11 protein-coding genes and 1 pseudogene are annotated in these 11348 nt (G+C 40.6%); 7 read left to right on the top strand and 5 right to left on the bottom strand.

Translation table 11 applies throughout. The annotated features are described in order from the left end of the window. The first annotated feature begins 2 nt into the window (after positions 1–2). The 4 genes from ACMAZF_RS05570 (at position 3) to ACMAZF_RS05555 (ending at position 4422) form a co-directional block, all read left to right on the top strand. Positions 3–1310 carry an amidohydrolase family protein gene (locus tag ACMAZF_RS05570; protein ID WP_435276458.1) on the top strand — a complete coding sequence of 436 codons (1308 nt, stop codon included), beginning with the start codon at positions 3–5 and terminating at the stop codon, positions 1308–1310. A 322-nt stretch (positions 1311–1632) separates the two neighbouring features. Next, positions 1633–1839, top strand: a complete 207-nt coding sequence (gene cspE, locus ACMAZF_RS05565; protein WP_435276457.1) for a transcription antiterminator/RNA stability regulator CspE — start codon at positions 1633–1635, stop codon at positions 1837–1839. A 91-nt stretch (positions 1840–1930) separates the two neighbouring features. Beyond that, the gene (gene tsaA, locus ACMAZF_RS05560) at positions 1931–2632 is read left to right on the top strand and encodes a tRNA (N6-threonylcarbamoyladenosine(37)-N6)-methyltransferase TrmO (protein WP_435276456.1); all 702 of its coding nucleotides are present in this window, start codon (positions 1931–1933) and stop codon (positions 2630–2632) included. 71 nt (positions 2633–2703) lie between these two features. Beyond that, positions 2704–4422, top strand: a complete 1719-nt coding sequence (locus ACMAZF_RS05555) for a proline--tRNA ligase (protein WP_435276455.1) — start codon at positions 2704–2706, stop codon at positions 4420–4422. 29 nt (positions 4423–4451) lie between these two features. On the opposite strand, the gene ACMAZF_RS05550 is transcribed toward ACMAZF_RS05555, so the two are convergent. After that, positions 4452–4721: a hypothetical protein gene (locus ACMAZF_RS05550; protein WP_435276454.1), complete on the bottom strand. Its 270-nt coding sequence runs from the start codon at positions 4719–4721 to the stop codon at positions 4452–4454. A 69-nt stretch (positions 4722–4790) separates the two neighbouring features. After that, positions 4791–5030, bottom strand: coding sequence for a hypothetical protein (locus ACMAZF_RS05545; protein WP_435276453.1), 240 nt, complete (start codon positions 5028–5030; stop codon positions 4791–4793). A 114-nt stretch (positions 5031–5144) separates the two neighbouring features. Between ACMAZF_RS05545 and ACMAZF_RS05540 the strand changes: the two are divergent. Beyond that, positions 5145–6190: pseudogene (locus tag ACMAZF_RS05540) on the top strand (IS982 family transposase). Positions 6191–6204: 14 nt separating this feature from the next. Here the strand turns inward: ACMAZF_RS05540 and ACMAZF_RS05535 are convergent. Together ACMAZF_RS05535 and ACMAZF_RS05530 are read right to left on the bottom strand one after the other, a co-directional pair. Further along, complete coding sequence (locus ACMAZF_RS05535; RefSeq protein WP_435276452.1) at positions 6205–6690, bottom strand: helix-turn-helix transcriptional regulator; 486 nt, start codon at positions 6688–6690, stop codon at positions 6205–6207. A 72-nt stretch (positions 6691–6762) separates the two neighbouring features. Beyond that, the gene (locus ACMAZF_RS05530) at positions 6763–6927 is read right to left on the bottom strand and encodes a hypothetical protein (RefSeq protein WP_435276451.1); all 165 of its coding nucleotides are present in this window, start codon (positions 6925–6927) and stop codon (positions 6763–6765) included. Positions 6928–7052: 125 nt separating this feature from the next. Here ACMAZF_RS05530 and ACMAZF_RS05525 point away from each other — a divergent pair, with 125 nt between their 5' ends. Then, complete coding sequence (locus tag ACMAZF_RS05525; protein WP_435276450.1) at positions 7053–8255, top strand: patatin-like phospholipase family protein; 1203 nt, start codon at positions 7053–7055, stop codon at positions 8253–8255. Here ACMAZF_RS05525 and ACMAZF_RS05520 read toward each other — a convergent pair. Beyond that, positions 8252–10198, bottom strand: coding sequence for a cation:proton antiporter domain-containing protein (locus ACMAZF_RS05520; RefSeq protein ID WP_435276449.1), 1947 nt, complete (start codon positions 10196–10198; stop codon positions 8252–8254). The two genes, ACMAZF_RS05525 and ACMAZF_RS05520, sit on opposite strands and share 4 nt — an antisense overlap. Before the next feature lie 224 nt (positions 10199–10422). Between ACMAZF_RS05520 and ACMAZF_RS05515 the strand changes: the two genes are divergently transcribed. Beyond that, a complete protein-coding gene (locus ACMAZF_RS05515) occupies positions 10423–11337 on the top strand; it encodes a GGDEF domain-containing protein (protein WP_435276448.1) in 915 nt (304 codons plus the stop codon). Positions 11338–11348 lie beyond the last annotated feature (11 nt).

The following is an 11348-nucleotide window of genomic DNA, read 5'->3' as shown; positions in this document are numbered from 1 at the left end:
TCATGACTGCTAAAATTTCAACATTACAACAATGGATGCTAGGCATCACTTGCGCTTTGAGCATGAGTAGCGCAATGAGCCACGATATGGTGCCCGGTAAAAAACAAAGTGCTCCAATCCTCATTAAAGGGGCTACGTTACATACAGTGAGTAATGGCGTTCTTAATAACAGTGATATTTTGCTTAAAGATGGCAAAATAGCCGCCATTGGCAAACAGCTATCTCAACCGTCAAACGCACAAGTCATTAATGGTCAAGGCAAGCATGTTTATCCAGGCCTTATCTCAACCGTAAGTCAACTTGGCCTACGCGAGATTGAGTCGGTTCGAGCAACTGTTGATATCACTGAAGTCGGTGAAGATAACCCACACTTGTTGGCACATGTTGCCTATAATCCAGATTCTGAGATTATTCCAACTATTCGTGCTAACGGCATTACCCACGTACAGGTAACACCAAGCGGCTATATGTTAGGTGGACAATCATCAGTCATCAATCTAGATGCATGGAACATTGATGATGGCTTAGTTAAATCAGCTGTCGGTGTACATTTGTTCTGGCCATCAAAACCTGGTTATTGGGTGCCAAAGAAACGTTTGCCAGAGGCATTAAAATCATATCAAAAGCGTCTAGATCGTTTGACTGATTATTTTGCCCAATCTAAACGTTATGCCACGGCTTATAATGCAGACAAAACAATCGAGCAAGATATTCGCTGGCACGCAATGCTTGGCTTATGGAGCAAAGAGAAAACACTATTTGTTCACGCCGATGCCATAAACGAAATTGAGCAAGCCCTGCGCTTTAACCGCACACATGACATAAATATGGTTATTGTTGGCGGCCGTGATGCGTGGATTGCCAAAGAGCAAATTGCCGCTCAACAGGTACCAGTTATCTATACGCACGCGTTTGGTATACCAGCGCGTGGCGATGAAGATATTGATCAAGCCTTCAAAACACCAAGCCAGCTAAAAGACGCCGGTGTGACTGTTGTTATTGGCTATGAAAGTGCTTGGGATAGTCGTTCTCTAGCATTTGCTGCGGGTATGGCTGCTAAATATGGATTAGGGAAAAAAGCCGCGCTTGAAGCGATTACCCTAACCCCAGCTAAATTATTGGGTGTCGACAAACAGCTAGGCTCTCTTGATGTTGGTAAATCGGCGTCTTTAATCATTACCAATGGTGATGTGATGGATTATCAAACACATAGAGTACAACAGATGTTTATTGATGGACGTAAGGTTGATTTAAATAATCGCCATCGTCAGCTTTATGAAAAATACCAGCAAAAAGTTGCAATTAAGTAACAATTAGTACTAAAAAGTAGTTAACAATAAAGCCACTATATTGCTTTTTAACAAGCATTTAGTGGCTTTTTTATGACACAAAAGTGACATGTTAAGCCCAGGTCAAAAAAAGAACAGGTTTTATTCCGATAACAATTGACTCGCCTATATTCCGCTATATAATGTTTCTAGCTTGCAAGTAATTTTCTGATATTTATGCTCAATTTCGATGTTCAGCCTTTGGTTAAGACCTCGCCTTGTTTCTCATAAGTAATAGCAAAACTTACAACGCTTAGCCAAAATGTTTGGCAATAATTACTAATGAATTTTATAGGATATAACTATGTCTACTACTACTGGTACCGTTAAATGGTTCAACGAATCTAAAGGCTTCGGCTTCATTTCACAAGAATCAGGTCCAGATGTGTTCGCACACTTCAGCGCAATCAACGGCAACGGTTTCAAAACTCTTGCTGAAGGCCAAAAAGTTGAGTTCACTGTAACTCAAGGTCAAAAAGGTCCTCAAGCTGAGAACATCACTGTAGTTTAATTGCTAAACTAACGGATATTTAAAAAGGGTAAGCTTGCTTACCCTTTTTTGTGTCTTATACCAATCAAAAAATAGCAGCTCATTTTTTCTCATGTTAAATAAAACAACTATCGAACCTATTGGCGTTCTCTCTTCACCGTTTAAACAAAAGTTTTCAATTCCTCGCCAGCCAAGACTCGCTCCAGCAGCAAGAGGTATCATTAAGTTGTCTGATGGCTACAATTCTCCGGATATGGTGCGTGACCTCGAAACATTTTCACATTTGTGGTTGGTCTTTGGTTTTCATGAAAATAGCGATAAAGGATGGCAGCCTTTGGTACGCCCACCGCGACTTGGCGGCAACAAGAAAACTGGTGTATTAGCAACGCGCTCAACATTTAGACCAAACGGCTTGGGGCTATCAGCAGTTAAATTTGAAAGCGTCATTATCAAAGACAATATGGCAAGCATAGAAGTCAGCGGTATCGATTTGCTCGATGGTACACCGATTTATGATGTCAAACCCTATATCAACTATTCTGATGTCATTGATGCAGATTGCGGATTTGCACCAGACGCACCGCAACTTAAAACAGTCAACTTTTCTGAATTGGCGGTCAGCTTTCTGAATCAACATGACGTGCCTAACGAGTTTGAAGTATTGATTGAGCAAATATTGGCACAAGATCCTAGACCCGCTTATAAACAGCAAAAAGCTGACGATAAAGTGTATCGCGTCGAGCTCTATAATTTCGATGTGCACTGGCAAGTAATCGACGACTGCGTACTTGTAACAAATATTCATCCTATCTAGTTACAGCTAGGGTTACACCTGATACAATCCGCCTTTAATTTTCGTTCTATAACTTTTTAAAGGCATTCACAATGCGTACTACCAGCTACTTATTAGCCACTCAAAAAGAAACACCAAATGATGCAGAAATTGTTAGTCATCAACTTATGATCCGCGCCGGCATGGTTCGCCGCTTAGCTTCGGGATTATATACTTGGTTACCCTCGGGTTTACGAGTGATGAAGAAAGTAGAAAACATCGTTCGTGAAGAAATGGAACGTGCTGGCAGCGTTGAAGTATTAATGCCAATGGTTCAGCCAGCAGACTTGTGGGCAGAAACAGGTCGTATCGAACAGTTTGGCCCTGAATTATTGCGCATTAAAGACCGCCACGAGCGTCCTTTTGTATTAGGCCCAACCCATGAAGAAGTTATCACTGACATGGTGCGTAACCAGCTGAAAAGCTACAAACAGCTACCAATGAACTTGTTCCAAATTCAAACTAAATTCCGTGACGAGGTTCGTCCGCGTTTTGGTGTAATGCGCTCACGTGAATTTTTGATGAAAGATGCATACTCTTTCCATCTATCAGACGAGTGTATGGAAAAAACCTACCGCGTGATGTTTGATGCGTATTGCCGTATCTTTGATCGCCTAGGTTTAGAGTACCGTCCAGTATTAGCAGACAGCGGTAGCATCGGCGGCGCATTGTCACACGAATTCCATGTATTAGCAGAATCAGGCGAAGATGCTATCGTATTTAGTGACGGCTCTGACTACGCCGCTAACATCGAAAAAGCTGAAGCATTAGCACCACAAGGCGAGCGTCCTGCACCAACGCAAGAACTCACTAAAGTTGATACACCAAATGCGCGTACTATCGATGAAGTGGCAAAGCTATTAAATATCGATGTAACGACATCAGTAAAAACCTTGTTGGTTAAAGGTGATACTGAACAAGCACCTGTCGTTGCTGTTGTACTGCGCGGCGATCATGAACTTAATGATGTAAAAGCAGAAAAAGTTGACGGCATTGCCGTACCATTTGAATTTGCCACTGATGAGCAAGTCAAAGAAGCAGCTAAAGCCAGCCCTGGTTCAATTGGCCCTATTGGTTTAGCTATTCCAGTATTTGTTGATCGTTCAGCGGCTCACTTAAGCGATTTCGTGTGTGGCGCCAATGAAAACGGTGTTCATTACACTGGCGCAAACTGGCAACGTGATGTTGAATTAGCAGACGCTAACATTGTTGATTTACGCAACGTTGAAGTTGGCGATCCTAGCCCATGTGGTCAAGGTAAACTTGAAATTGCACGTGGTATCGAAGTGGGTCATATATTCCAATTAGGTGACAAGTATGCAGACGCTATGGGCGCAGGCGTATTAAACGAGCAAGGAAAACAACAAACACTAAATATGGGTTGCTATGGTGTAGGTGTATCGCGCATCGTTGCTGCAGCCATTGAACAAAATCATGATAAAAACGGTATCATGTGGCCACAACAGATAGCGCCATTTAAAGTTGTTATCGTGCCAATGAATATGCACAAATCAGAAACCATTGCAGAGGCAGCTCAAACACTTTACACCCAGCTTCAAGACGCAGGCATTGAAGTACTATTTGACGATCGTAAAGAGCGTGCAGGTGTTATGTTTGCTGATATGGAACTGGTCGGCATACCTCATACCATCGTTATCGGACAAAAAAGCTTGGACAACGGTGTATTTGAGTACAAATCTCGTCGCTGCGGCGATAAGCAAGAAGTTCCAGTTGCTGAAATTGTTGATTTTATTAAGAAAGAACTTTCTTAAATACTAAATCGATGTGAAATAAAGGTAGCTTAATCGCTACCTTGTTTTTGTGATAAATTCTGACAGAATTCACTATAAATACCTTCATCAAATTCCACCAGCTGCCGATTCATAAACCCGTGTTGTGCGTCTAGTTGCTGACATAGCGTATTAGGTAGTAACCGGACTGACTCTATAACTGGCTGCAGTTCAAAATGCGCTTCATGACTAGGGAAAATCAGTTCAACCGGAGATAGCGTTGTTAAATCCAGGTGATATCTAATTTGTCCTGGATAGAAACATAACCCACCTTCGATCATATCAGCATGATCGCAATCCGCTAAAACACGCCAAATAGCACTTGCGCCTGCGCTAAATCCAATTAAAAATCACGGCTGTGATAGTGTAGAAATGAGCGTTTTAACTTTGAATGTCAATGCATCGAGTCCACCATTGCAATTAAAACATTCATACGCGTCAGCTTGTCCGTCAAATTTAAGACAGCGTCCATCATATGGGGCAACAATTGTCACTGTTGCGGAAAAGCGACAATCAGCAATGAGTTGTTTTAAGTAGTCGTTGTGCCCGAAGATGTCACTGACGATAATTATCTGTGTTGCAGATGCCATACAGTTGCCTACGTCCAAAACCTAATTAACCTGAACTCGGGATAAAAATTGAACTAATAGCCCAAGCCACGATCAGCTCTTTTGTCTAGAAAGAATAATCATAAGGACTCGGGCATGAATAATTTAGAGCTTATTTTCACAGATGTCGATGATTTCTGTTTAGCATTTCTTCCTGCATGGCAAAACCACTTGATTGAAACAGGTGAAAGGCAGCGTATCAGACCAGCAAATTTAAGCGTTAGTGAAATAATGACTATCGTTATTGCATTCCATCGCTCAGGCTATAGAAACTTTAAAACCTTTTATATCAAACATGTATTGGTCTATTGGCAAGACTATTTTCCACAGTTTGTCAGCTACACAAGGATGCTAAAACTGATGCAAACGGTACTGGTTCCATTATGCAGCTATATGAATCATCGTAAGGCAAAACCCACTGGAATAGCCTTTGTTGATGCAACAAAAATACAAGTATGCCATCAACTTCGTATTCCTCGACATAAGGTTTTTTCTGACTGTACTGAACGGGGAAAAGGCACAATGGGTTGGTTCTCTGGTTTCAAGCTACATCTGATCATTAATGATGAAGGAGGGATTCTCGCTGTAAAAATAACAACAGGTAACGTTGATGATAGAAAACCTATCCCTGAGATGGCGCAAGATTTGTGGGGAGATTTGTACGGCGACAAAGGCTATGTCTCAAAAACTTTAACTCAAGAACTTGCCGATAATGATGTAAATCTCGTCACAGGGGTTAGAAAAAATATGAAAGCGACGGTAATGAAGGTTTGGGATAATACCAATTTGATTAAGTTTGTGATCTTGTTTTGCGAAGGAAAAACAAATGAAGGCAAGGCGCTTGATTGAGCAATAGCTGGCTATTGGGATTGAAAGCAACGCAACATTCATTTTATTTTAACCAGCAAAAGTGTGTAATAACTTTGTCAACTTGGTATAAGATCATGTTACGTAAGCGGTTTATTATTGAGACAGTTTTTGACCAATTGAAAAACATATCTCAGATTGAACACTCGCGGCATCGTAGCTGTGTTAGTTTCATGGTCAATATGATGGCGATGCTAATAGCTTATACTTTTCAAGAAAAGCTACCGAAGGTTAAGATCACAAAACTGGATAAACAATCGCTTATCCAGATCTGAGGTTAATTATAAAGCTATTTCCTTTGAATATACATTATCTTAAATGCCTTAGGGCTAAAGCCAAAACACTCTTTAAATGTTCGACTATAATGCGCACTATCAGAAAAGCCATAACAGTAAGCGACATCAGTAATTGAGTTAGCGATGAGTAATTGATCAATCGACGCCATTAATTTGAGCCACAATTGAAAACGGCGATAAGTGATTTGAGTATGTTGCTTAAACAAATGTAAGAATCGACTGGTCGATAAACCCACCTGTTCAGCTATGTCGTGAGCCGCTGTAATCTTCATCGCGTTCTCTTGTAATAATACCAGTGCTTGATTAATACGTGGCTCTTGCATCGTTGGTACTAACGTCGCTATATAATTATCGAAACACTGTTCAATGTCCATTAACATTTCGCTAGCAGGTTTTAGTGCGTTAATACTTGCTCTAACAAGATTAGCAATCGCTAAGCTGCATTGTGTTAATTCACTCGAACTTGCAGCGTGCGTCAACCAGTCACCAATGGGGGTTGCAGGATTGATTAATAAAATAACAACGTCACTGGTGGCAGATATTTGGTGAGACTACATCACAGGTTGAAAATGAAAGCCGTTTTCGACGCTATTTCCATTAACGATAAAATCACGACCTAACGCAATCGTTAATTGAATTGCATAATGACGATGAGGCTTGTTGTCAAAAACGGCGCCAACTATTAACGCCATCAATGGATCACGAGCAAATATCATAAGTTTTCACTAAGTGCAGTCTTTAGAAGGCATAAATTAAAACCTGTTTTGGCCAATAAATCATTATTATTTATGATATTTTTTTGATAAATTGCTAAAGGTATCTCTTTTGGAAATTGATAATCATGGACGCTTCCCGTAAATCTCAACACAATAGCCAATATAAAATCGGTCTGCTATTAAGCGGTGGCGGTGCACGTGGTGCTTATCAGGTTGGCGTCTTAAAAGCGATTGCGACTTTTTATCCTCGTAATCACAGTATTCCATTTCCCATTCTTTGTGGCACTTCCGCAGGTGCCATCAACAGCACAGCTCTTGGTTGTTATGCCTCGAGCTTTCATTTAGGTGTCAAAAAATTAGACTGGATTTGGCGCAATATGCGCACCAATGCTATTTATCGTAGTGATATTAGCCATGTCTCTCATCACATGTTTAATAACCTAACGAAATGGATGCGTAGTGATCTCTACCGCAATCGTCCAACGTCGCTGCTTGATAATTCACCACTGCGCAAGCTCATTAATCAAATGGTGCCATTCGAACGACTTGAGCGAAATATCGCGAGTGGTTATTTACACGCGCTAGCTGTCACAGCATCAAGTTATGAAACCGGTAATTCTGTTTCTTTTTACCAAGGTCACCCGTCAATTGAAGATTGGAAACGCTCTAAACGAGAAAGCTTGCGGGGCGTTCTTCATGCGGAGCATTTGATGGCGTCATCGGCGTTACCGTTGTTGTTTCCAGCAGTAGAAGTTCGCCAATCATTTTATGGCGACGGTTCAATTCACCAACTTTCACCACTTAGCCCAGCTATTCACCTAGGCGCTGAAAAAGTTCTATGTATTGGGTTAGACTCGCCACATGACAAACCAGTACATGGCGTAATGAAACATCCAAGTGCCTCGTCAATTGCAGGTCATTTACTTGATAGTGTATTTAGCGATACGCTAGATTCGGATATTGAGCGAGCTAATCGTGTTAATGCAACGCTTGATCTCATTGAACCAAGTACGCTTGAACAACATGATTTACGTAAAATTGAGACCTTGGTAATTAACCCTAGTATCGATATTAATAAAATCGCTCATCGCCACTTCGATAAAGTCCCTTGGGCGATTAGACGATTAATGGCAACCATTGGCGTCACCTGCCACAGTGAATCAAGTTTATTAAGCTATTTATTGTTTGAACAAGATTATTGTAAAGAATTAATTAATGCAGGTTTTAATGATGGTATGGCCCAACAACGACAACTTTGCGAGTTTTTAGACATTAATCAAACTAAAATTCGTCAAAAACATATTCAATATGATCTTAGAAAAAATTAGCCGCCGTTAAGTAGATATCGCTCAGCACGTTCGACTCGACGTGGCTTGCCACATAAAATGAGCACATCATCCTCCTTAATGGTGAAGTCATCATCAGGTTCACTAATTTCTTCATGATTGCGGCGAATACCACGCAATGTAATGCGTAATCGCTCCAACGGTAAGTTACCAACAAGATGACCAATAACATGAGCATCTAGTGGCACCGCAACGGCATGGAGCTGCTCTAAATCTAGCTCCATGTTGTGAGATGATTCATCACCATGAAAATAACCATGCATAAATTTATATTGGTTTTTACGCTCTATTTGAATACGCTTTAATACGCGGCTCATGGGCACGCCAGATAAAAACAACACCTGAGAAACCAACATCAAGCTTCCTTCTAATGCTTCAGGAACTACGGTTTGCGCGCCTGCTTCTTTAAGCATACTCATGTCAGTGTCATCACGGGTTCTGATCATTACCTCTATATCTTGCCCCATTTCTTTACAAGCACTGAGTACCTGTATTACAGAATGATTATCATCAAAAGTGATAACGACTAATTTTGCCTTATCAACGTGACAGTTCTTTAAAATATCGCGATGACGAGAGTCTCCAAACAATACTTTTTCGCCACCGACAATCGCCTCTTGAATACGCACAGGATCTTGATCCATCGCGATATAAGCTATGGCTTCTTTTTTGAGAAATCGCGCGATGGTTTGCCCCACTCGCCCAAAGCCACAAATAACAACATGGTCTTTCATTAACTCACATGTTGTTGGTGTCGGTAATGGCTTATCTAAGAGTTCATGTGATTTTATTAGGTGCTTGGCTAGCGCGTCTGCTTTGTGCATTAAAATCGGCGTCATAGCCATACTTAGGACGCCCAACGCAATAATCAATGATACGGTAGCATCCGACAACAAAGCATTCTTCTGAGCCAGCGCTAAAACAACGAATCCAAACTCCCCGACCTGAGCCAAATAAAAACCACTTTTGAGTGCGCTGCGCCGCTTGGCTCGGCGATTAAAATAGATTAACGCAACGATAGCTGACTTAGCCAAAATTAACATTGGCAAACATATTAATAAGAGCGTCCATTGATCCACTAACAAGGATAAATTGAGCATCATGCCAATGGAGACAAAAAACAGTCCCATTAAAATGTCTTTAAAAGGGCGAATATCCGCATCTAATTGATGTCTATATTTGCTCTCGCCAAGCATCATGCCCGACAAAAAAGCGCCTAACGCCGCAGACAACCCCAGCGAATATGTTAAGGCGCCAGTAAACACCACTACCATTATTGCTGTTAATACGAATAATTCATCTGAGCGAGCTCTTGCAATCTCATCAAATAACTTAGGTAAGATTAATTTCCCAGCAAGAAAGATGATAATGAACGCGCCGACACCTTTTCCTAGTGCCAGTAAGAGTGATAAACCAAAATCAGAATCAGTTCCTAACATAGGAATCAAAATAAGAACGGGGACAACAGCGATATCTTGAAATAACAATACAGAAATAGCCATCTGTCCACTGCCACTGTTAGTCTGGCGCATTTCAGATAGCTGTTTAATCACAATTGCCGTCGATGATAAAGCAATCACAACACCAACAATTAGCGCTTGTTCAACATCAAGTCCAACGGCTAAACAAACCCCGGCGACAATGGCTGTCGTAATAGCGAGTTGTGCACTGCCCAAACCAAATACTAATCCTTTCATCGACATCAATTTAGGTAATGAAAATTCAAGACCCAACGAAAATAAAAGAAAAACCACGCCCATTTCAGCCAAGAAATGCATTTGCTCTGAGTCTGCCAGTAATTCAAATACACTGGGTCCCACGAGAATGCCAGTGACTAAGTAACCTAGCACAGGGGGGATTTTTAGGCGGCGAAACGACAGCAGCACTAGAATAACGAGCAGTAATGAAATCAATACTGACAGCATAGAAGTTTATTTCCTTGTCAAAATGCTTGAATTCGAACTCTTACTTTAGCGCAATAACTGGCTATTTTAAAAGCGCTAATTAATTCATCACTAACGTTAAAATTTTTTGGCACACCCTTTGCTTTGTTATAAACAATTAACGTGGTGTCAATTTTTTGAACAGCGAAACAGTATCCCGAGCAAAGATGTAGTGCCGGTTATCACACAACAGAGTGAGAATTAAAATGCAACGTCTAAACTTACCTATCAATGAACTAGAAAGCATTGAATTTACTTCAATTGCCAAAGAGCTAGGTAAAAATACCAATACGCCTGTTCGTAGAGCATTAGAAAAACTCGATTTTTTACAAAAGCTTAGTGTGGCCATTGAATTGCAACCTTTATTAGCTATTTATGCGCGTGAAGTTAGTTTGCGTCTGCATATAACTGGTTTAGAGTTTGAATATAACGACCAAGTCTTTCAGCCGAAATATTCACAAGGCAGTTGTTGTGTATTAAGTAGTAATTTGTACCTGCATGACAAATCATTAGGAGTCGTCCGTTATTTATCAACTAAGCCTCTTGCTCAATCGCAGCGGCAGTTAATTGCCTCATTAGAGCAGCAATTACTGCAGCCGCTCAATAACGTATTAATTTTTGAGCATAATCGCCGTTTGAGTTTACGTGATCATTTAACAGGTCTTGGTAATCGTAGTTACTTTGACGAAACGCTTAGCTGCATGAAATCAACTGCACAGCGCGAAGACAGTCCATTTAGTTTATTGATGCTTGATCTTGATAACTTTAAACAAGTTAACGATCAAAATGGTCATACAGAAGGTGATCTTGTTTTAAAACAATTTGCGAAAATATTACGTGAAGCACTGCGCAGCAATGATTATGTATTTAGATTTGGTGGTGATGAGTTTGTACTATTACTTGCTCATAGTGACTCATTAAATCCATCGTTAGTCGCACAGCGTATTATATATATGGTTTGCCAAGACAAATTAATGATGGGGCATCAAGTTACAACGTCAATTGGTTTTACAAATTGGAAGAGTGGCGATTGCAATGCTTCAATGATAGAGCGTGCAGATAAAGCCCTATATCATGCTAAAGATCATGGCAAAAATAAATTCCATTGCCTAAACGATTAGATTTTTAAATT

This window comes from Psychrobium sp. nBUS_13 (genome assembly GCF_051201665.1).
Lineage (GTDB): Bacteria > Pseudomonadota > Gammaproteobacteria > Enterobacterales > Psychrobiaceae > Psychrobium.
Note: the sequence above shows the minus strand (reverse complement) of the source record. Positions and strands in the feature narration are given on the sequence as shown.

Coding starts and splice junctions, on each gene's coding strand:
- ACMAZF_RS05570 (WP_435276458.1), top strand. CDS start 3: ATGACTGCTAAAATTTCAACATTACAACAATGGATGCTAGGCATCACT.
- cspE (WP_435276457.1), top strand. CDS start 1,633: ATGTCTACTACTACTGGTACCGTTAAATGGTTCAACGAATCTAAAGGC.
- tsaA (WP_435276456.1), top strand. CDS start 1,931: ATGTTAAATAAAACAACTATCGAACCTATTGGCGTTCTCTCTTCACCG.
- ACMAZF_RS05555 (WP_435276455.1), top strand. CDS start 2,704: ATGCGTACTACCAGCTACTTATTAGCCACTCAAAAAGAAACACCAAAT.
- ACMAZF_RS05550 (WP_435276454.1), bottom strand. CDS start 4,721: ATGATCGAAGGTGGGTTATGTTTCTATCCAGGACAAATTAGATATCAC.
- ACMAZF_RS05545 (WP_435276453.1), bottom strand. CDS start 5,030: ATGGCATCTGCAACACAGATAATTATCGTCAGTGACATCTTCGGGCAC.
- ACMAZF_RS05530 (WP_435276451.1), bottom strand. CDS start 6,927: ATGATATTTGCTCGTGATCCATTGATGGCGTTAATAGTTGGCGCCGTT.
- ACMAZF_RS05525 (WP_435276450.1), top strand. CDS start 7,053: ATGGACGCTTCCCGTAAATCTCAACACAATAGCCAATATAAAATCGGT.
- ACMAZF_RS05520 (WP_435276449.1), bottom strand. CDS start 10,198: ATGCTGTCAGTATTGATTTCATTACTGCTCGTTATTCTAGTGCTGCTG.
- ACMAZF_RS05515 (WP_435276448.1), top strand. CDS start 10,423: ATGCAACGTCTAAACTTACCTATCAATGAACTAGAAAGCATTGAATTT.